The organism is Winogradskyella thalassocola (genome assembly GCF_900099995.1).
Lineage (GTDB): Bacteria > Bacteroidota > Bacteroidia > Flavobacteriales > Flavobacteriaceae > Winogradskyella > Winogradskyella thalassocola.
On the sequence record NZ_FNCZ01000007.1, the window covers coordinates 79474 to 102359 of the forward strand.

At 34.1% G+C, this 22886-nt stretch carries 17 protein-coding genes; 9 read left to right on the plus strand and 8 right to left on the minus strand.

The features are described 5' to 3' along the window. The first annotated feature begins 25 nt into the window (after window positions 1-25). Window positions 26-1021 carry a sensor histidine kinase gene (locus tag BLT80_RS14950; RefSeq protein ID WP_245710277.1) on the plus strand — a complete coding sequence of 332 codons (996 nt, stop codon included), beginning with the start codon at window positions 26-28 and terminating at the stop codon, window positions 1019-1021. After that, on the plus strand, window positions 1018-1749 hold the full coding sequence (locus BLT80_RS14955) for a LytR/AlgR family response regulator transcription factor (RefSeq protein ID WP_092469420.1): 732 nt from the start codon (window positions 1018-1020) through the stop codon (window positions 1747-1749). Before BLT80_RS14950 ends, BLT80_RS14955 begins: the two co-directional genes overlap by 4 nt. On the opposite strand, the gene BLT80_RS14960 is transcribed toward BLT80_RS14955, so the two are convergent. After that, window positions 1746-7850, minus strand: a complete 6105-nt coding sequence (locus BLT80_RS14960) for an alpha-2-macroglobulin family protein (protein WP_092469422.1) — start codon at window positions 7848-7850, stop codon at window positions 1746-1748. The two genes, BLT80_RS14955 and BLT80_RS14960, sit on opposite strands and share 4 nt — an antisense overlap. A gap of 239 nt (window positions 7851-8089) precedes the next feature. Here BLT80_RS14960 and BLT80_RS14965 point away from each other — a divergent pair, with 239 nt between their 5' ends. The 7 genes from BLT80_RS14965 to BLT80_RS14995 all read left to right on the plus strand — a co-directional run bounded on the left by BLT80_RS14965 (window position 8090) and on the right by BLT80_RS14995 (window position 17166). Further along, window positions 8090-9043, plus strand: a complete 954-nt coding sequence (locus tag BLT80_RS14965; protein ID WP_092469424.1) for a tetratricopeptide repeat protein — start codon at window positions 8090-8092, stop codon at window positions 9041-9043. A 117-nt stretch (window positions 9044-9160) separates the two neighbouring features. Then, window positions 9161-9835, plus strand: a complete 675-nt coding sequence (locus tag BLT80_RS14970; RefSeq protein WP_092469426.1) for a TetR/AcrR family transcriptional regulator — start codon at window positions 9161-9163, stop codon at window positions 9833-9835. Between the two features lie 3 nt (window positions 9836-9838). Further along, window positions 9839-11500, plus strand: a complete 1662-nt coding sequence (locus BLT80_RS14975; RefSeq protein WP_092469428.1) for a peptidase domain-containing ABC transporter — start codon at window positions 9839-9841, stop codon at window positions 11498-11500. 11 nt (window positions 11501-11511) lie between these two features. After that, window positions 11512-12861 carry an HlyD family secretion protein gene (locus tag BLT80_RS14980; RefSeq protein ID WP_092469430.1) on the plus strand — a complete coding sequence of 450 codons (1350 nt, stop codon included), beginning with the start codon at window positions 11512-11514 and terminating at the stop codon, window positions 12859-12861. Between the two features lie 3 nt (window positions 12862-12864). Further along, complete coding sequence (locus BLT80_RS14985; protein ID WP_092469432.1) at window positions 12865-14268, plus strand: TolC family protein; 1404 nt, start codon at window positions 12865-12867, stop codon at window positions 14266-14268. 33 nt (window positions 14269-14301) lie between these two features. Continuing rightward, window positions 14302-15657, plus strand: a complete 1356-nt coding sequence (locus BLT80_RS14990; RefSeq protein ID WP_092469434.1) for a UDP-N-acetylmuramate--L-alanine ligase — start codon at window positions 14302-14304, stop codon at window positions 15655-15657. 108 nt (window positions 15658-15765) lie between these two features. After that, a complete protein-coding gene (locus BLT80_RS14995; RefSeq protein WP_092469437.1) occupies window positions 15766-17166 on the plus strand; it encodes a hypothetical protein in 1401 nt (466 codons plus the stop codon). Between the two features lie 100 nt (window positions 17167-17266). Here BLT80_RS14995 and BLT80_RS15000 read toward each other — a convergent pair whose 3' ends face one another. The 7 genes from BLT80_RS15000 to BLT80_RS15030 form a co-directional block, all read right to left on the minus strand. Further along, complete coding sequence (locus BLT80_RS15000) at window positions 17267-18064, minus strand: haloacid dehalogenase type II (RefSeq protein ID WP_175455625.1); 798 nt, start codon at window positions 18062-18064, stop codon at window positions 17267-17269. 52 nt (window positions 18065-18116) lie between these two features. Beyond that, on the minus strand, window positions 18117-18773 hold the full coding sequence (locus tag BLT80_RS15005) for a DsbA family oxidoreductase (protein ID WP_092469439.1): 657 nt from the start codon (window positions 18771-18773) through the stop codon (window positions 18117-18119). 1 nt (window position 18774) lies between these two features. Next, entirely contained in the window at window positions 18775-19089 is a 315-nt protein-coding gene (locus BLT80_RS15010) for an EthD family reductase (RefSeq protein ID WP_092469441.1), read from the minus strand. 85 nt (window positions 19090-19174) lie between these two features. Beyond that, complete coding sequence (locus BLT80_RS15015) at window positions 19175-19738, minus strand: carboxymuconolactone decarboxylase family protein (protein WP_092469443.1); 564 nt, start codon at window positions 19736-19738, stop codon at window positions 19175-19177. 74 nt (window positions 19739-19812) lie between these two features. Then, window positions 19813-20376 (minus strand): TetR/AcrR family transcriptional regulator, encoded by a 564-nt coding sequence (locus BLT80_RS15020; RefSeq protein WP_092469445.1) that lies wholly within the window; start codon window positions 20374-20376, stop codon window positions 19813-19815. A gap of 140 nt (window positions 20377-20516) precedes the next feature. Next, window positions 20517-20822, minus strand: a complete 306-nt coding sequence (locus BLT80_RS15025; protein WP_092469675.1) for an immunity 53 family protein — start codon at window positions 20820-20822, stop codon at window positions 20517-20519. 145 nt (window positions 20823-20967) lie between these two features. Further along, window positions 20968-22812, minus strand: a complete 1845-nt coding sequence (locus BLT80_RS15030; RefSeq protein WP_092469448.1) for a PLP-dependent aminotransferase family protein — start codon at window positions 22810-22812, stop codon at window positions 20968-20970. Window positions 22813-22886 lie beyond the last annotated feature (74 nt).

The following is a 22886-nucleotide window of genomic DNA, read 5'->3' on the forward strand; positions in this document are numbered from 1 at the left end:
TGGGTGGATTTTATTCGCGCTTTTTATGCTCACTATAGACAAGATATCCTATGGAGGTGGAGGTGAAGAATCAGTTAATAGAGTTTATTACTTATTAACCGAAGGTGTCTTGTGTGGCTTATTAGGTTTTATATTATCGTTTATTATTCTATACTTTATCGAAAATTACTTTAATATCGGTGATTATTCTAAAAGTGATGTTTACAAACTTATAGCCTTAGTCATAGGAACTCAAATTATTTATCATAGTGTACTTTGGCCTATGTTAAATATTCCTGCCAATTATTTTTTAAATGTAGATATCGAATTAACTTTACTTCAAAAGTTAACAAACGTGCCTCATTTTTTAGCCTATTTTGTGGTTTGGTTGTTTGTTGTTTTAACATTGAAGTTAGTGTATTACATTAACACCATTAAAGTAAAACAACTGGCGTTAGAGGCGAATTTAAAAGAAGCGCAACTCAATACTTTAAAAGGGCAGATTAATCCACATTTTATGTTTAATAGTTTGAATAACATTCGTGGGCTCATGCTTGAAGATGCCGATGTGGCTAGAAACATGTTGACTAATTTATCTGAAACACTGCGGTATTCGCTTACAAAAAGTGAATTGAATTCTATTTCTTTAGAAGATGAATTAGAAATGGTAGAAAACTATGTTGAAATTTCTAAAATTCAGTTTGAAGACCGTTTACAATTTGAAACCCATATTGATGAAGCGTCTTTAAACAAACAAATTCCACCAATGATTATTCAAATGTTGGTTGAAAATTCGCTTAAACACGGCATTTCAAATATAAAAAGTGGAGGTGAAGTGACCTTATCAACGCTTGTAACGGATCATCAATTACAAATTGAAGTTACCAATTCTGGGAAACTACAAAAAAGCGAAAATTCTACGCAGTTAGGTTTAAAGAATATAAAGAAACGTTTAGAATTACTTTATGGTCAAAATGCGACCTTTACCTTAAAAGAAATTGAAAATAAAGTGGTTGCCACTATAAAAATGCCAATCGTATGAAAATTTTAAAAGCTGTTATTGTAGAAGATTCGCGTTTGGCTCGTAATGAGTTAAAAGAACTATTAAAAGCTCACCAAGACATAGAACTTATTGGTGAAGCCGAAAATGTAGATGAAGGTTTTGAGCTGATTACTAATACAAATCCCGATTTACTTTTCTTGGATATTAATATGCCAGAAAAAGATGGTTTTGAACTTCTCGAGATGTTAGATGACGTCCCTGTAACAATTTTTACAACGGCTTTTGATGATTATGCTATTAAATCTTTTGAGTACAACGCATTCGATTATTTATTGAAGCCTATTAGTCAAAAACGTTTTTCGAGTTCTATCACTAAAGTTCTTGAAAAAATTAATGCGACATCAACTACCACAGCTGAAAAAGAAGAAGGTCTGCGTTTAGATAAGCAGATATTTATTAAAGACGGTGAACAGTGTTGGCTGGTTAAAATTCAGGATATTTCGTTGTTTGAAATTGTAGGTAATTATACACGTGTCTTTTTTGATTCGAATACTCCCCTAATTTATAAATCACTCGCTCAAATTGAAGAAAAATTGCCTTCAGATGTGTTTTTTAGAGCCAACCGTCAGCAGATCATTAATATCAACCATGTTAAGAAAGTCGTCTCATGGTTTAACGGGAAACTAAAAATAGAAATGAATTCTGGAGAAGAAATTGAAATCTCCAGAAGACAATCCTATATATTTAAAGATCAATTAAGTTTTTAGTCCACCGTAATCCTAACACCTTCGCTGTGACTAGAAAATTCTGGTGCATACATACTCTGAATGGTGCTAATGCCATTACTCATATCGCCAGCGTTATTCACTCTTAAATCGTATTCAAATACATAAACACCTTTTGGTAAATAGTCCATAAAGAAATTGGTGGCTGCATCTTTTGTGCTTTCATAATAACCTAAACCATCTTGCCATTTGTAATGTGATAATACGTTTACAGGTTCTAAACCAGCAGCACGCATATCTTTAAGATGTACAAATTCCATAGTGCGGTCGGTTCTCAATTCAATCCTAACTCTAATTAAATCTCCTACTTTTAATTTGCTTGTTGAGGTGATTTCGGTAATTTCTTCACCTTTGTCAGTATTTGATTTTAAGAACAATTTCTTACTCAATTTTAATGGTGTCTCAGCTGAAGTTATTTTGTCTAAATCTTCAAAATATTGCCAGTATAAAGCTCCCCAAGCAATACCTTCACCTTTTTTAGTAATGGTAACATCGGCTTGTTCTGGTTTAATTTCAGAACCATTCCAAGAGGTTTTATAATACCCTGTGCCAGCTTCTACTTTTACATTTTGTAATGTTGAAGGTGAAATCGTTTCACTACCTACTTTAACGTCTACTTGTTCTGTAACACTTAGCCAATCGCTGCCTTGTAACAATAGCGCATATACAGCTTCTGTGGTGGCTTTAGTCGTTTTCCAACTGTTGGTTTGCTTGTTTTTAAGTAACCATATTTTTAGATTGTCTACAACTTCGAGATTCTTTGCTTCACTTTGTATACTTGTACCAATTTCAGAAAACACCTCCACCATTAAGGCTTGTGTTTCAACTGGTGCTTGGTACCAGTGCCATGAGTTGGTATTGGTTTTCCAGTACATGCCTAATTCCTTTGAAGTAATACTGTTTTCTTTTAATGATTTTACAATTTTACCAGCCGTTTTTGAGTCGTCTGTTCTATGCATGGTTAACGCCATTAAACCTTTCGCGTATAATGAACGACTTAACCAATATTTCTGAATCTGACCTTGGTAATAATCCATAATGTTTTGAACTTCTTTCGAAGGTGTCATTTCAGGGTGAAAACTTCGTGTATATAAATAATGCAATTGGGTATGTGACAAATGATCTTTGCTCAAATCAGTATCTTTGTTGTACTTTCTAATGTCTTTATATTCTTTAACAAATTCGGCATCTAAATAGTCTATGCCGTTTTCGATCATAGAACCTTCGACTGCGCTCAGGCTGACATTTAGTTGTTTTAAATGTCCAAAACCAGCAATAATATGTTGGGTGATAAATCGATTATCACGCCCGCCGTTAAACCAAGGCCAAGCTCCAGAACCATGTTGATTGTTCTTTAATTTACGAACAGCAGATTGTAATTCGTTGTTCATTTTATTAAGGTCGAATAATAAGGCAATACGTTTTTTCTGTTCTGTTTCCGATTCTGCATCGCGTAACCAAGGTGTTTCTTCAATCAATAATGATTTTAATTCTTGGTTCTTTTCTAAGTTAGACAATAAAGCGTCAGTGGATTTCCATTGGTTAAAAACAGCTTCAATTCTTGGATTCGATTTTACAATATGTTGTGCTAAGGCATTCGCATAATATCTTGAAAATGTTTGCTCGTTACACTCATAAGGATATTCCATTAAATAAGGTAAGGCTTGCACAGCATACCACGCCGGATTCGATGTCATTTCTAAGGTCAACTTATGGTGACTGAGCGTCGTGGAGGTATCATTCTTCAACTTATCTAAAGTAAACGTTTTGGTTTGGTTAGAACGAACCCACATTGGTAGCGTTTCTGTAACTAGCATTCTGTTAGATAAAACAGGCAAAGCGTTTTGCTCGCCATCGCTAAAGTCTCCTGCTTTTGCAATCACTTTATATTGTACCGCTTCAATGTTTTTTGGAATATTCAAACTCCAAGACACTTGCGTATTGCCTTTCGCATCAACCATAAAAGGAGAGGTGTTACTAGAATTTGAAAGTTCTGTATCAATAGACTTTCCTGTCACAGCATCAGTCAACATCAATTGAGCCACTCCAGATAATTCATTGTCTGTAAGATTTGCAATTTTAGTGCTAATTGTAATTTGATCTCCTTCTCTTAAAAAACGGGGAGCATTTGGTATCACCATCAATTCTTTTTGCGTCACTGTTTCTAATTGGGTTACAGCACTTTCTAAAGTTTTGGTGTGTGCCAATAATTGTAACTTCCATTTGGTTAAGGCTTCTGGTGCCGTAAAATTGAAACTCACATTACCTTCCTTGTCGGTTTGTAATTGCGGAAAGAAGAAGGCGGTTTCGTTTAAGTTTTTTCTTATTTGGATGTTGTCAGTATTTAATTCTACATCTTTTGTGAAATTACCTTTAAGAATGCTGTATGCTGAATCTGAATTTCTTGTATTCCATTTCTCGTCACTTTCAATTTTTGTTGCAGACCCAGTATAAGCTTCTTTGGTTTTTGTTCCGTAGCCAACAACTACAACTTCTTCAAGTTCTGCAGAATCAGAAACCATTGCCACCGCTTCTGGAGAAGAAACTCGTTTGTTTTTTCTTAAGTACCTATAATCATTCCCAAAGTAAAATCCAAACCAATTCAATTCATCATAACCTTGATATGGGGCTTTGACATTGGTATAAAAATTATTGAATATTCCAAAACTAGTGTTCCTAAAACTTTGATTAGAATTTTTGTAAATGGAGTTAACATAATCCCGATTATAAATAGGTTTAAAACTCCAGTCATGATATCTAAATTCATCTAAAGAGGCATCATACATGCTTGCTAATAATTCAGCAGATATTTTGTCACCTTTTGGTCCTTTAATTTTGAAACTCCAGGTTTCATCTTGTCCTGGTTGTAGTTTGTCTCTGAATGTAGTCGTCTCAATTTCTAAATCCGTTGTGGGATAAGGGACGTTAATGTCAAAGCTTTGATATTGAAATTCATTGAATGCTGCAAATGAGGTATGAACAGTAAAACCACCTAAATCACTTTCTAAAATAGGAATACTAAGTGTTTCTTTTGAATTATGAAGTTCCACTAATTGTGTCATTATAATTTTATCGTCTTTTTCAATTTCGAGAGTAATGGTTATATGTTCTGCGGCAGAACCTAAAGTTAATTTTGCCATAGAATTGATCTCGTAAGTTTTTTTGTCTAATTGCGCTTCGTACAATTGGTGGTCTGCAACCGTTTTGTCCTTATCACTAAAAAGAGATGTAAACACTTGGTCTTTTACCGGTTGTCCAAATTTATCTTTGCTTTCTACAACAATAATATACTGACCAGAATCCCATTTGTGAAGACGTTTTAGAATGATCGTTTTATCTTTTTCGGTATCAAATTCAGTATTAAAAACCGCTTTGCCTTTTGTCCAATTGGTTAATTGACCTTCATTGTTATAAGGGTCATGAGGAAATAGTGTTTTAAATTCAGTTTCAGAAAGCGTTTGGTAATCTGGTGCTTGCCAAGACCGTGTTCTTAAAACACGATCTGGCGCCTTTAATTTATAAATTATTAATTGTCCTTTTGCTGGTGCGAATTCACCATTAAGATTTTGCGACGCTAAAGTGAGTTCTATTTCTTTTTGCGTTTTATCAATTTTCTGAGGAGCAATAATATTGAGTGTCATAGCATGATAACCAACATTAACAATGGTAGTCGTTGAACGTGTTTCCCCATTAATATCCGTAACATCTGCTGTGATTTCATAATTAAAAACAGGAAGATTATCTTTAGAAACACTTGCATCCGGAAGCGCTTTAAACATAATTTCAAACTCTCCTTTAGCATTTGTTTTAGTCTCACCAAAAGTGATTTCTTGGGCTTCCACATTAAAATATGGACGTCTCCAATAATACCAGCTCGGAAATTTTACATTTCGTTTTACACGATACACCACTTTAGCATCTGTAATAGTACTCCCCGCAAAAGCGATTGCCGTTCCGTTTACCGTAATGCTATCGTTTACTTTGTAAGATTCTGTTATAGGTTGAAATTCTGGTTTAAACTTTGGTCGCTTGTATTCTTCCACAGAAATATTGGTATAACCATTACTATTGCTATACATATTAATAGTATAATTACCCGTTAATCCATCATTTGGTATTATAAATTCTCCATGTAGCGAACCGAATTCATTAGTTAATAAATTTATTTCACTGACGACCTCGCCATTAACATTCATTAATTTGACTCTTGCGGTAGCACCAGCTGAAACCGTTGTTTTTCCGTCTTTAGACTTTATAGCAATGCCTTTAAAATAAACAGTTTGTCCTGGTCTATAAATGCTTCGATCTGTGAATAAGAAGTTACGGTATCGTGTATCGCTGCTTTCATCTTGGTTGTAGGTTCGGTTGATGTAATAGTTGCCAAAATAAGCCGTATCGTCTTTAGAGTTAACTTCTATTTGAATGCTATTGTAATACGTATTGTCTTTTGTGAAATGAAATTTCCCAAAACGATCAGAAGTGAGTGATTTCGTAAATTTCTTGTTATTTGGATCGGATAGTTTCGCTTTGATGTTAGCTTGGGGTTTACCATTATGTCTATTAATAACTTGGTAAAACTGAACGTCATTTTGAGAACTTTCTACCAACGCTAAATTTGTGATTTGAATATGCGCTGTAGCAAAAACATTTGTATAAGTGTCTGTATTGGTGTCTGCTTTAATGATGTATAAACCATTATTTAGATTTGGTAATACAATTTCAGTACTATGATTTTGGTAATCGCCTTCGGATTTTAATGTGCTCGAAAACGTTTTAACTGGATCTAGCTTTTTGAAGAACGCCATCTTTTTATCATCACTATACGTGCGGCTATAAAGCTTTAATTGGTTTTGTGAAACTTTATAAACTTTAAAGTCTAAGTCTTCTAAATTCTTATATGTCACTAATAATTTAGAAGGAGAATTAATGCCAATAAATTCTTCGGCTTGAAGCTCTAAGCTGGGCTTACCAATTTGCGCTATTAAAAACTCACATTTTTGAGCTCCAATGCTAGTTGGGAATTTAGAAATTGCCGCATTACAAACTGCGATCGCTTCTTTTAATTTCCATTGGTTTTTGCTGTTGATTTCATTTTCTCCTAGTGTATGATTGAATAAATTACCTTGTTTTTCATACAGCTTAGCAATTTCATAATCATATAACGTCGATAATTCTGAAGCTTTTAATTTCTTTGATTTCGATTGTAATGTATTCAGAAGCTGATCTTCTAAATTTGAAAACGTGCCATGCTGCGCTACAAAATTTAAGCGTTCAATATCTACATCTACAAAGGCTTTTGAAGTTTTGTCTTTACGATGAAATTTCAATAAATCTTGATAAATTTTTAACGCATTGCGTTGAAGCGATAAAGTGTCTTTAGAGGTTAAATCTATACTTGTGAAAATTTCACTATCAGCAATAAAGTGATTGTTATCAATACTAAATTTGTAAGCGGGTTGTGTAATACTGTTTTCATCAGTTTTATAGAATTTGAGTGCATTATGGCTTAATAAATCAAATAGTGTTGGGCGATAGTCTTTAGAATTTTTGGATTCATTTAAAAGTACAGCATAGTCGTTTAATGATTGGTGTTGAAGTAAATCCGCATTTTCAAGTGAACGCTGATAGTAGGTTTGAATTTCACTAAATAACGTTTTTAAATCCCAAGTTTTTAGATCTTCACTTACTTTTTCAGATGTTGTAGTTCTGTAGTAGAATTGAAAACGATTCTGTTCATAATATTGCCAATACATCGTCGCTAACAAATTCTCTAAAATGCTTTTGGTAACGCTGCTGTTAGTTGTATCGATTTCGGCTTTATACCTATTTACAATAGAGAGCTGTGCATCCTCTTCTAATATTAGCATATACTTACTGATATGTAATAATGCTTTGATGCGCTGTTGGGTATTGTCAGCTTTAACGGCATTTTTATAAATAGTTTCAACCAAATCGGCAGCACTTTTGGTAAGGCCATCATATTGGAGTTTGTCCACCTCTTTCCATTGATTTTCAAAATCATTTTGAGCATTAGAAAAGGAAGCAAAGCAAATTATCAGGAGCATAGGTATATAGTTTTTCATAGTACTTGCCGCAAAAGCGGTAATCTTTTATCGAATCTGTTTATGTTAACTTGGATACAAACAGATTCTGTTAGTTTCTACAAAATACATTCAAAATGTATTCCAAAAAAAGGACTAAGTAGTGAACGTCTTATTTCAATGAGTGAAGTTAAACAATTTGTAAGTGAAAGGAAACGTTATTAAATTAAGATTTTACGACTAAGTCTTAAATTGTACTTTTGCTTAATAACCGTATTTCTATGTATCGTTTCTTCTGGATTTTATTACTGACTTCAATGTGTTTTTCTCAGACTTCAAAGGAAAAGGCTGAAGCTTTTATTGCAAATAAAGCGTATAAAAAAGCGCAAAGCGAGATGCTTTTGTTTTTAAAAACGAATTCTGGTGATAACGATGCTATTGAGCTTTTGGGTGATGCTTATGGGTATCAAAAAAAATGGGATGACGCTATTGAGCAATATAAAACCTTAACCCAAAGACAACCGAACAATGCAAATTACCACTATAAATTTGGTGGTGCGTTAGGCATGAAAGCGCTAAGTATAAGTAAGCTAAAAGCATTAGGTATTATTGGTGATGTTAAAGAGGCATTTTTAAAGGCTGCGGAACTCGATCCGAATCATATTGAAACACGTTGGGCTTTGGTAGAGTTGTACGTATCCTTGCCAGGCATTGTAGGGGGTAGTTTCTCTAAAGCCTTAAGATATGCCGAGCAGCTAGAGCAATTATCTAAAGTCGATGGTTATTTAGCAAAAGGCTATGTTTACGAGTACGATGACGAACCAGAACTGGCCGAAAAATATTACAGACTAGCTATAAAAATTGGTGGCTCTGTAACCTGTTATGAAAAATTGACCAATTTCTACGAAGGTCAAAAGCAACCAGAAAAAGCCATCGGGAATCTAGAAGAAGCTAAGGATAAACACCAACGTAATGCAATGCATTATCAGATCGGAAAAGTTTGTGCCGATTATAATATTCAGTTAGATAAAGGCGAAGACATGTTGAAAGTTTATCTCGCGAATCATTCTGCTCAAGATGGAGTTCCAAAAGAATGGGCTTATTATCGTTTGGCGCAAATTTATAAGCATAAAAACAATAAGGTAGAAGCCTTGATTTGGATCAATAAAGCAATTTCTGGTTTGCCAGATATTGATGTGTTTATAGAGGAGAAAGCCTTGATAAATAGCCTCTAACAATCTGTTCTAATTTTGCTTAATCTTATTATACTAAAATTTTTGAACTAATAAATTCTTGTTAATTATTTAAAATTAATAGTAATACTATTATATTTGCAATTAAATAATGTAATTATGAAGAGTTTACTTTCAAATTTAAAAATTTCAGTTCCAGATAAAATCTATATTAAAGATCCGGAATCTTCAAAATTAGGTAAGAAAATCATAGAACATTGTATTCTTTTAATAGATGAAATTGGTTTTGACAGCTTTACCTTTAAGAAATTGGGTGTGGTAATTGGATCTAATGAAAGTTCAATCTATCGGTATTTTGAAAGTAAGCATAAGCTACTTCTTTATTTAACCTCTTGGTATTGGGCTTGGATAGAATACCAAATGGTATTTGAAACGTTTAATATGCCAGATGCTAAGCAACAACTTTTCAAGGCCATTGATGTTGTCACAAAAACCATTGAAGAAGATGTGATGTTTTCACATATAAACGAGATTGTTTTAAATAGAATTATTATTAATGAGTATTCAAAATCGTACTTAACGAAAGAGGTTGACAGCGAAAACAAGGAAGGCTATTTTGTTATTTATAAGCGAATGATTAAACGCTTACGAGATATGATTCTCAATATCAATCCCGAATATAAATTCGCCTCTAGCTTAGCAAGTACTATTGTTGAAGGCGCACTACATCAACATTTTTTAAAAACGCATTTTACATCAATTACAGATTGCAATAACGATGTGACTCCAGCAGACTTTTTTAAAGAACTCACAATTAACGCCATAAGGAAGTAAGTTATGAAGAATGTTAAAGAAGTGATGTCTCCGTGGGAAAGACTAATTGGTCTTTTGAAACTTGAAAAAAGAGACGTTAGGCAAGTGATTTATTATGCCATTTTCTCTGGGGTTTTGGCATTAACATTGCCCTTGGGTATTCAAGCCATTATCAATTTAATACAAGGAGCTCAAGTGAGTACATCTTGGATTGTTTTAGTTATTCTTGTAACTGTAGGTGTTGCATTTGTAGGAATCTTACAATTGATGCAAATGCGTATTATTGAAACGATTCAACAACGTATTTTTACTAGAGCATCATTTGAGTTTACCTACCGTTTCCCTAAATTTAAAATGAATGAATTACGTGATAATTATCCGCCAGAACTAGCAAATCGTTTTTTTGATACTTTGAATATTCAAAAAGGATTAGCTAAGATTTTAGTAGATATTCCATCTGCAATTTTACAAATTGTTTTTGCATTAATTCTATTGTCATTTTATCACCCATTTTTTATTGCTTTCGGGTTTTTGTTACTCATTTTAATCTATATCGTATTTAAGTTTACAGCTAAAAAAGGAATGGAAACAAGCCTTATGGAATCAAAATCTAAATATAAAGTGGCGCATTGGATTCAAGAAGTCGCAAGAGCTGTCGTAAGTTTTAAATTATCAGGAAAAACGAGTTTAGCCCTAAATAAAAATGATGATTTAGTTAATGATTATTTAATTGCCAGAGAAAGCCACTTTAGGATTTTGGTCATTCAATTTATTCAAATGATAGGTTTTAAAGTTGTCGTTACAGCGGGTCTATTACTAATCGGAGGCTTATTAGTTCTTAATCAAGAAATGAATATTGGTCAATTTGTAGCCGCCGAGATCATAATTCTTTTAGTTATTGCCTCTGTAGAAAAACTTATTCTTCGCTTAGAATCGTTTTATGATGTGCTTACGTCATTGGAAAAGGTAGGACAGATTGTAGATAAAGAGTTAGAAATTCAAGATGGGGATAGGCCAGAATTTAAAGACGATTTTGATATAGAACTCGACAATGTCTCTTTTAAAGTGCCAAATAAAGAGGATCATATTCTTAAAAATGTGTCCTTAAGAATTAAACCAAAAAGCAGATTACTCATTAAAGGGGAAAGTGGTGCAGGTAAATCAAGTTTATTACGATTAATTGTTGGTGTTCTAGAACCAACTAGTGGTAAAATTTATTTAGATAAATACATGCTAAGTAATATCAATCTCAACCATTATAGATCGCATCTAGGTTTATCATTAGCAGACGAAACACCATTTGAAGGCACTATAAGAGAAAACATCACTTTTGGAAATCCCGAAATTTCAGATGAACAATTAATGTGGGCAATTGAGAATGTAGGATTGTACCAATTCATAAAAGAAAGCCCTAAAGGTTTAAATACGATTATTTATCCCGAAGGTAGACAGATTTCATACACTATAGCGAAGAAAATAGTACTCGCAAGAGCTATAGTTGATAAGCCAAAGGTTCTTGTTTTAGAAGATCCATTAGATCAATTTGAACCGACTGAAGTTAAACGTATTACTGAATTTTTAACAGACGAAGCTAATCCATGGGCATTAGTCGTTGTAAGTAGAAACAATGATTGGTCAGCAAGCTGTACGCAAGTAATTACGCTGAAAAAAGGTGAAATAATCTAAAGAAACAGAGCATGTTAAATATATCTCATAATCAATTACATAAATCTGTGGACATTACTGATTCTAAATCAGGTAAGCGTGTATTTCACGGTAGGTATTACAAATATTTTAATCGGTTTTTAGCGGCATTTGCTATAGTTGGCTTCATCATTTTACTTCTGCCGTGGACGCAAAATATTACAGGCAAGGGTAATGTCACCACATTAACACCAGATCAAAGACCACAAACAATTCAATCTCCCATTCCAGGTAGAATTGAGCAATGGTTTGTACGCGAAGGTGACTTTGTAGCGAAGGGAGATACTATTATGAAAATCTCTGAAATTAAAAGTGAGTATTTCGATCCTAATTTGGTAGCACGTACAGGTCAACAGCGTGATGCAAAAGCACAATCTGTAGGTTCTTATGAAGAAAAAGTAAAAGCTTTAAATCGGCAAATTGGTGCGCTTGGAAGTGATCGTGGATTAAAACTAGAGCAAGCGAAGAATAAATTATTGCAATCTAAGTTAAAAGTGCAAAGTGATAGTATAGACTTTGAAGCCGCTAAAACGAACAAGGAAATTGCCCAACGTCAGTTTGATAGAACAGTAACCTTGCAAGAAGAAGGGTTTAAAGCCACTAAAGATGTTGAAGACAAACGTTTAAAACTTCAAGAAACAGAAGCCAAGCTTATCTCTCAAGAAAATAAATTATTGGCAAGCAAGAATGAAATTCTTAATGCACAATTCGAAATTTCAAGAGTTAATGCAACCTATACAGATAAGATTTCCAAAGCGCAAAGCGACAAGTTTACGGCACAGTCCAGCCAGTTCGATACGGAAGCGCAAGTGAGTAAATTAGATAATCAATATTCAAATTATCAAATGCGAAACAGTTTACAATTTGTTACAGCCCCTTACGATGGCTACATCAATAGAGCTATACGAGGAGGTGTTGGTCAGACTTTCAAAGAAGGTGAAGCTTTGGTGGGTATTATGCCAGCAATGATAGATTTAGCCGTTGAGACTTATGTAAAACCAATTGATTTGCCACTTCTTTATGTCGGTGCTAAAGTCCGTGTTCAGTTCGATGGTTGGCCTGCCATTATATTTAGTGGGTGGCCCAATGTGTCTTATGGTACCTATGGTGCAAAAGTCGTAGCTATTGAGAATTTTATTAGCACTAATGGTAAATTTAGAGTGCTATTAGCACCAGATGAAAATGAAGAAGCATGGCCAAAAGAAATTAGAGCAGGTTCTGGAGCATTCACCATGGCATTATTAGAAGATGTGCCTATTTGGTATGAGCTATGGAGACAGCTCAACGGTTTTCCTCCTAATTATTATAAGCCAGAAAGTGAAGCAAATACAAAAAATAAATAACAGATGAGATACATATTAACAGTTGTTCTTATTGGTTTCAGTGTTATTGGTTTTTCACAGACAGGAGATTTATCTAATGTTCTTCAATTTGATGAGTATTTAGGATTTGTAAAGAAATTTCATCCCATTGTAAAGCAGGCCGAACTGGTCATAGACGAAAGTCAAGCAAAACTTTTAAAATCCCGAGGAGCTTTCGATCCCAAAATTGAAGTGGATTATAATCGCAAGGAGTTTAAAAACACGGAGTATTATAAAAGGCTAAATGGTACGTTCAAAATACCAACTTGGTATGGAGTGGAGTTGAAAGCCACTTTCGATGACAACACTGGTCAGTATTTAAACCCTGAAGCTTTCGTTCCCGATGATGGCTTATACAGTGCAGGAGTTTCGGTTTCCTTAGCTCAAGATTTATTGATTAATAACAGAATGGCAGCTTTAAAACAAGCAAAGCTATTTAGAGAACAAGCCAAAGCAGATCGCGATATCTATGTCAATAACATCTTATTTGAGGCATCTTTGGTGTATTTTGAATGGTTGAAAGCATACAACGAGTTAGCATTATTCGAAACTATTTTAGTTAATGCAGAGTTACGTTACAGAGGTGTTGCGAAAGGAGTTGAATTAGGTGAAAATGCCGAAATTGATGCTACAGAAGCGCGTATCGCGGTTAATAATAGAAAGTTGGGTTTAGAACAATCTAAGGTGAAACTAATCAAAGCGTCTTTAGAATTGTCAAATTTTTTATGGTTAGAGAATAATATTCCTGTAGAGTTACAACCTAATATTATTCCAGATGTTAATACCGAATCGATTGTGGATGCGACGTTTAATATGAACCAACTTCAAGATAAGGATATGCTGTTAGATGAGCACCCTAAAATGATGTCTTTAGGTTACAAATTAGAAGGTTTGGAAGTCGATAAACGACTAAAAACGAACAAGCTATTGCCAAAGATAAATGCAGAATATAATTTCTTGTCTGAAGCGCCTGAAGTTGCCAGAGGCTTTAATACTGCCGAATATAAAGGTGGATTAAATGTGAGTTTTCCATTATTTCTTCGGAAAGAACGTGGTGATTTAAAACTGGCAAAACTTAAAATGCAAGATGCGGAATTCGAAATAAATGCCACACGTGTTAACCTAGAAAATAAGATTACTGCATTACAGCAAGAATTAGAATCTTACGTCATTCAAAATGAAATCACCACAGAGATGGTTTCGGATTATCAGCGTATGCTACTAGCGGAAGAACGTAAATTTCAACTAGGTGAAAGTTCATTGTTTTTGGTGAATTCTCGTGAGTCTAAATTGATTGATGGGCAGCTAAAAGCTATAGAAATTCAGAATAAGTTTTTTAGTACTAAAGCGAAGCTTTTTAATAGTTTGGCTGTAAATCCTGAATTATAAATAGTATTTTTACGGTATACATTTAAGGATACTATGAACGTACATTTTATCGCTATTGGTGGTGCAGCAATGCACAATTTGGCCTTAGCACTTCACAATAAAGGTTATAAAGTTACAGGAAGCGACGATACCATTTTCGAGCCTTCAAAATCGAGATTAGAAGCTAAAGGTTTATTGCCTGGGGCTTTTGGTTGGTATCCTGAAAAGATTACTTCAGATTTAGAGGCTATCGTTTTAGGAATGCATGCTAAAGCGGATAATCCGGAATTGTTAAAAGCCCAAGAACTTGGTTTAAAAATCTACAGTTATCCTGAATTTTTATACGAACAAGCCAAAAATAAAACACGAGTTGTTATCGGAGGAAGTCATGGAAAAACAACTATTACCTCTATGATTTTACACGTCATGCATTATCACGATCGTGATGTGGATTATATGGTTGGTGCACAATTGGACGGTTTTGATGTGATGGTAAAACTTACAGAAGACAATGATTTTATCGTTTTAGAAGGTGATGAATATTTAAGCTCACCAATTGACTTACGACCAAAATTCCATTTGTATAAGCCTAATATTGCCTTGTTGAGTGGTATTGCTTGGGATCATATTAATGTGTTTCCAACGTATGAGAATTACGTAGATCAGTTCAGTATTTTTGTTGATTCTATTGTGACAGGTGGAAGTATTAATTATAACGAAGAAGATTCTGAAGTAAAGCGTGTCGTGGAAGCTTCAGAAAATCAGATTCGAAAAATAGCATATAAAACTCCAGAATACACCGTTGAAGATGGCGAAACATTATTAGAAACTCCAGAAGGTCCAATGCCAATTGAAGTTTTTGGTGCACACAACTTAAATAACTTAGCAGGTGCCAAATGGATTTGCCAACATATGGGCATTGATGAAGATGATTTCTACGAAGCCATTTCTACGTTTAAAGGTGCAAGCAAGCGTTTAGAGAAAATTGCAGAATCTAAGACAAGCGTAGCTTATAAAGATTTTGCACACTCACCAAGTAAAGTAGAGGCGACGACAAAAGCTGTAAAAGAACAATACAGCAACCGAACTTTAGTGGCCTGTTTAGAATTACATACCTACAGTAGCTTAAATGCCGAATTCCTTAAAGAGTATAAAGGTGCTTTAGATGCCGCAGATGTAGCGGTCGTATTCTATTCGCCACATGCTGTTGAAATAAAAAAACTAGAAGAAGTTACAGAAACGCAAATCGCGAATGCTTTTGGGCGCGATGATTTAATCATTTACACCAATCCAGAAGATTTTAAAAACTTCTTGTTCTCTCAGAAGTTTGATAACAAGAGTTTGTTGTTAATGAGTTCTGGTAATTATGGTGGTTTGGATTTTGATGAGGTGAAGAATTTGATTAAATAGATTTGTCATTCTTATCCTTTTTCAGAATTTCATAATCATTTGATTTTTAAATCGTAGGACGTAACAATTATTCTTTTTGTAAGACTGATATGTTAGAACTTATCACTTATGAAATTTAATCGTATTTTCTATGATTCACATGTAACCTTCAAATCAATTTCTAAGAAGAGAATTGTTTTGTCATTTATTATTGGATTATTATCTGCGATTATACTCTACAGTTTTTATGATGTTTTGCGAGAAACGGATAGGATGCTATTTCTTAATTTTGAGAATAGACCCATTATAATTCCTGAATCTGAAAGACAATTATACAATTTATTCTTCGCTGCAATTTCTATGGTTATAGGTAATTCTATTGGTATTAGCTATTTGTTTTCTAGGCCTCAAAAATCATTTTCAAGAAGAAACAATAAGCGCAATAGAGTTCTTAATGACCAAGCTTTTTTAGGACCAACTTTTCTTCATTGGTTTACAAAAATTTGGTTTTTATTTTGCGTTTTTGCTTCTCAGTTTATGGGCTCGAAATTTATCGATAACTTTTTATGGCCTTCAATATTATTGGTTATTGTACTTTATTTAGATTCATGGAAAACGCTCATAACCATTATTAAAAAGAACCGTTGGAAAATTCAAAGTATTCATTTGATAGTTTTTGTAGTGCTTACTTTTATGCTTAGTCGTGTTAATTTTATAGATTATAAATCATTGGACGCGTCTATGATAGCTTCAAGCCCAACAGTGGATGTGCCGTCTAGTGTATACCTAAATGATAACTATCGTAGATATTATTATGATAATTTAGTCATTAAAATGGATTTTGATTCGAAGCATCGCGTTTGCTTATTTAATGAAGCAAATGAACAAATAGAATGGTCTGATTTATATAGATTAATATTAGATTTTAATGAGGACCAGTATTATTCTAGTCGAACGCTAGTACGATTACGGGCAAATAGAAATATACCTATTAAGTATATTAAAGAATTTGAAGTTCAACTTTTGGAAATGAATCAATGGAGATTGGTCTATGAAGTAGCTAATAATGATGAATTGACGGCAAGCTATTATAATAATGAATTGGACAAACGTATTTCACCTTCCTTACAAGAAGCTTTTACAAGAATCGGAAAACCACCTAGAGTTCCAGGTTGGGATTTTTATAAAGATCAGAAGTTTCAAGATACATTAAGCGTTTATATTTCAGAAGGGATTAAAATTGATAATCGAGAGATTCCACTAAATATGCTTCCTGAAAAGCTCAAAAGTCATATTAATGAATCATCTATAATTGAATATATTTATGGAGATAATGTAACCTATCAAGATTATATTGATGTGTTGTCTGCTCATAAAATAGCAGCTTGGGAATTGAGAGCAACTGAAAATTTTGATAAGATAGATTCAGTAATTCGTAGAAATATATTCAGTCGTGATAAGAAACTTTCTGCAGAAAAAAATCGAATTATAAGCAAGTATCCTTTTCGTATTACCGAGCGCTTCGAATAATTTCGTGTAATTAGAAAGGTTAAAATTTTAAAGCAACAAAGGAGCTTTAATTAAAGCTCCTTTGTTATTTAGTATATATTTCTCTTTTTCAATAAACGCTTTATTTATAAGTCACCAAAACATCAGCTACCTTTTGTAAATCTGATTCTACTATTTCAGTTTTTGGTGCTAATGGAAATAATTGTTGACCAGGTCTGCTGATAAATGCAGCTCGCCAACCAGCCCAAACGGCTCCGGCAACATCCCAACCATGCGCTGCAATAAGCATACATTCTTCAGGTTTTACACCCATTTTACGCGCTGCCCAAGCATAAGTATCTGAAGATGGTTTAAATTTTCCAATATCTTCTACACTTAGTCGTTCATCAAAATAATCGGTTAATCCAGCACTTTCAAATTGTTTTTTTACACCTTCATTAGATGAGTTGGTAAACGATACCAATTTATAACCGTCTTTTTTTAGTTGAGCCAATGCGGCTTTTACATCAGGATGCGCAGGTAAGCCTCTCAAAGAATTTACAATGACGGTTCTGGCTTCTTTTTCAGAAATTGTAATACCATTATTTGCTGCAACCATTTGTAAGGCTGCAGCGCCAATATTACCAAAGTGTTCGTATTGACCACTTGCGGTTGTTACTAATGAATACTGTAACATCGTCGTAAACCAAAGTGATAATAAATCCTCTCTACCATTAAGCGCTTCACCAACTTGCTTTTTCATTTGGGTGAGATCTAAAAGCGTTTCGTTAACATCAAAAAATAATACTTTAGGTCGTGTTGTGTTTGTCATAATGTTTTTATTTTCTTGTGTGTTTCCTAAAACTATGTTTGGCATCAATAGTCCGGTTGTGCCCATAACACCTAAGTTTTTAATAAAATTTCTCCTGTTGTTTTTCATTATTATGCTTTCGGTTTTTATATAAATAATTTGAATATACCCAACTGCTGCGTTAGATGGATTTCTGTTCAGCAATTAATTCAAATAACACTTGTTTAAAGGTATCTACAGGTTGCGCACCGGTAACAGCACTTTTTCTGTTAAACACAATTGTTGGCACAGAGTTGACTCCTAATTCTTTCCAATAATTCTGTTTGGTTCTTATTTCCAAACGAGCGTCTTCGCTATCCAATTTTGCTAAGGCGTCCTCTGCGTTTAAACCAACACTTAAAAGTGTCTCTTTTAAGACATCTTTTTTAGACACATCTTTTCTGTCGCTAAAAAACGCTTTAGTGAATGCCATTTTTAATTCGGTTTGTTTTCCGAAGTCTTTAGCATATTCTAATAAAATATGAGCATCAAAGGTGTTAACCATACGCATCTCATCAAAATAATCGAATTTAAAACCTAATTCTTCACCAGCATCTGCCATATGTTGTTGAGATGCTCTTTGTTGATCTAAAGTCGAACCGTATTTTTCAGTAATGTGTTCTATTACATTCTGACCTTCGGCCGGCATATTCGGATTCAACTCAAACGGTTGCCATTCTATGTCTATTTGGTCTTCTATTCCTAATTCTGAAATCGCTTTTTCGAGACGTTTGTAACCAATGGTACACCAAGGACACACCACATCTGAAACGATATCTATTTTTAATTTCTCTTTCATATTAAAATTGTATTAAGTCACTAATTTGAAGTTCTGCCTGTACATTACTATAATTTTTCACATCAGCAGCAAAGGTCGCTGCATGAGGGCCAAAAGCCTCTTGAAAAGACGCTACATCATCAAATACTAAATGTGCAATAGCAACATAAGGAGCTAGTTCTCCTGGAACTCTACTTGCGATACCCAAATCTAACTCTAATCCTTTTAAGGCGTTACCAACACGTTCTGCAATCATTGGTAAATGCTTATTTTGGTAGTAGTCCGTATCAAATTGTACGTCTTTACGGTTAGGGTACATTACAGAAACTTTTATCATAATTGTAATTTTTAAAGATTATAAACCTTCCGAATTAACGGAAGGCTTATTGCTATTAATCAACCTGTGGCTTAGTTTATAGGGATTATTTAGCCACATTCTCTTTAGACCATGTAAATGCTTTAAATCCGGCATCTACTGGTGTATTTGCAATATGATTTACATAGTTACTTATTGTTTTTTGAGATAATCCTAAGATGATCTCTAAGACTTGTGCTTCACCATAACCAGCAGCATAAAATGCATCTAAATCGTCTTGGGTAACATAACCACGATTTCTAACAATAGTTAATGTTAAGGTACGTAAAGCTTCTAATTTTGAACTTTCAAGTGGTGTTTCGTTACGTAAGGCTTCTGTGATAGCATCATCTACTTTCATCATTTTTGCGATACCTGTATGTGCAGGAACACAATAATGACAAGCGTGTTCTACGTTGATGGTTTGCCACACCACTGTTAATTCTTCTTCGTTAAATGAAGAGTCAACAAATAATTGGTGTAAAGCTTGATAAGCCTCTAATATTTTTGGTGCTCCAGCTAAAACGCCATGTAAACCAGGAATCATTCCGTAAGCTTTTTGAGAGTTCTCTAATAATGCTTTACTTTCTTCTGGTGCACTTTCGATATTGTGAATTTTTAAAGTTGTCATAATTTTTCTTTTTTATTAGTTGTAAATGTTAAATTTATCTAAACGTTCGTTTAGTTATTTGTCAAAAAAAAGGATTATAAATTTTTGAATGTCATTTCAATATAATCTTCAATTTCTTGTGCTGTGTTCACTCTTGCTGCAGCTGCTAAGCCGTGTTTTGCTAAGAGTAAGTAATTTGCTTGTTTTATAACGGTGTCTTCATCTTTTGAAGCATCCATCTGTAGTTTTTCTATAATAAGAGCTTTTAAATTCCCCATAAAAGATGTCATTTCGTCTTTTATAAGTTGGTCTTCGTTCTCAGAAAATTCGTTGTACGTATTAGTCACCAAACAACCTTTTTGATTGCCAACTTTAAAATTAGAACTTATAGAGTCGTAAAAAAACTGTTTAATGTCTTCAACTCCATTCGTGCCATTTTTAAATTTTAATAACGTCGCACTCACTTTCGTTTTATAGTGTTTTAAACTTTCAAGAAACAAACCGTGTTTGTTACCAAAACTAGAATATATCGAAAACTTATTAATGCCCATTTCTTTTTCGAGCATTTGCATTGATGTCGCTTCATAACCATTTTTCCAAAAAAGGTTCATGGCTTTTTCTACGACGTCGTCTTCGTTATATTGTTTTTTTCTTGCCATTATTTCTAACTACGGTACAAAACTAAACAATCGGTTAGATATAAAATAGTATTTAACGTTTATTTATAGTTTTGAAGCGATTTTTCCGGTTTTGAGAGTCATCTATTTTCCTAAAAACGTTAGGTTTAGTCAAGAAAGTGCTAATCTTCGTTTTCAATTTTTTCAATCATCTCTCTAAAAAGATTCAATAGAAAAGTCAGTTTGCTAGCGTCACCAGCTGCCCTAAATCGTTGGTTTTGAATTTTAACTCCATACCAATCTTGTTTTCCGTTTTCGTTAAGAATCCATTTGATCTCAAGATTTGCAATAGATGTTTTTGAAATATCAATTTCAACATCCCAACCTAACGGACTGTCTATAGTGGTAATTTGAACGGCATCGCCTTTTTCCCATTCGCCATCAGCATTCTCTTTAAGCCAATTTTGTATCCAGTCTAAAATTTCCATTTGTGTTATCGTATTATATGATGTCATTCTGAGTGCAGCGAAGAATCTCAATGAGAAGAATCTCAGTTATCTAAAGTATTTAGAATACATATAGATTCTTCGGTCATGCTTCCCTCAGAATGACAACTGGTAAATTATTAAAATTTTAAATCTTAGAAACAAATTCCAAAAACACCGCTTTGTGCTTTTCCAAATCTAAATCTGGAGATAAGGACACACGTGCAATATAATCTTTGTCACCTTCTTTTGTGGTACCTTGTGTTGAGGTTGCAGGAATCGTCCAATAACAGCCTTTTAACTGTCCGTAACTCACGCAATATTTGCTTTCGTTAGGGATTTCGGTTATCATTAAATTGATTAATCTATGATTTAAAGCACGTTTGTAGGTTTCTTTTTCTTCAGGAGTATTTCCTTTTGTAGGAAGGTCTAATGAAAACACTGAAGGAGTAAATCCTTGTGCTGCCAATTCTTCCGACACAAAATTGATTTTCGCTTCTGGTAAAGTGTCATGAATAAAATTCACAAACTCACGTGTATTTTTATAGGCATCTGCAATACGCTGATTCATGGATGGTAATTGCTTAGCCAAAATCTCATATTGAAGCGCAGTCGCCTCATTATCGCAAAGCGTCAAATGCAATGCAATTTTATCCATTAAAGCATCTGCTTTTGCATTTCCTACAATATAACCCGCTGTACATTTCCCACCACTTGGAAATTTAGAACCACTCGCATAAGAAATCGTACGCACTGTAGATAATATTTCACCTTCACCTAAAAAGTGCACATTAGGACAAAAGGTTTGATCTAATATAAATACAGGATCTATCGCGATGTCTCCAGAAGCCGTTTTACGTTCTTTGCTTAAGGCTTCTTTTAATTTTTGTAAATCCGGAACTTCAACACGCGGGTTGGTTGGGATTTCAGTAATGATATAAGGAATGGCATCGTCGTGGGCAATTTTATCTAAAACGGTATGGATACTTTGCACCATATCATTATCACCATCTACAGGTAAATCAACCACTTCCACATTATCTAAACAGGCCGCAACACGTCTGGCTTGGTCATTGGTGCCTCCATAACAATTTGGTGGTACTACAAATTTAATCGCTTTGCCTTTATGGTGTTCTAAGGAATAGTCCACCAAGCCCATCATAATGGCATATTGCACCGACAATCCGCTAGAGCCAACTAAAGGCTGAGACGTTGTCCCATTAATCTCCTTTATAGAGTTTAAAACACTTGCTTTATTTGCTTCAAAGTCACTGTCTTCATTGGTAATCGGAGTGTGTTCGGTTAACGCTTTTAAAGCCACTAAACAATTCGCAGGAGTAATAGCAATCGTTTCGCGACGTCTCACATGCTGAATGTCTGAAATATAACCATGGTTTTGCTCGCCATTAACTATTAATACACTTCCTAAATGGGCATGATTATTAATATAAAAGTCAATATTTGGGTTGAGCTCAGTTGTAGAGAATTCATGTTGTTCTGAAATGAAAACCGTACTGCCTTTAAACTCTAGAATAGCGTCTGCACTATCCACTTTTATGACATCAAAATTATAACCATAAACTTGCTTGATGATATCAGCATCAAAAAATTCTGGAAGTTCGCCTGTATATACAATTTGGGTCTTTTTGTTTTCTAATAAGTTAGTTCTCAAAATAGACAACACAGGAACCGTTTGTGACGAAAAACTAATCACTTGCTCTGGTTGTAGTCCATGTAAGTTGGCAATGGCCCATTCTAAAATACAAGATAAAGGATGTCCTAACCGAATATAATCGTAAGCGGTTGGTAATTCGCTTAATGCCGATGGCTCAGTGCTATTGGCATTAAATAACAACTCAAACTCATCTAAAAACTGTGTTTTAGCTAATTTCTCGTTGTAAATATCTAAACGATGTGTAGTTAGACCTAACCAGTCAGTTGGCATGTTGCTTAGAACGTCTTTTATGTAATTTAGGGTGTTATTGTCTTGCATAATTCTCAATTTTCAATATGCAAAAATATGGATTAATTAAATGGATGAAGAAGGTTTAACATGACGTTTTGATA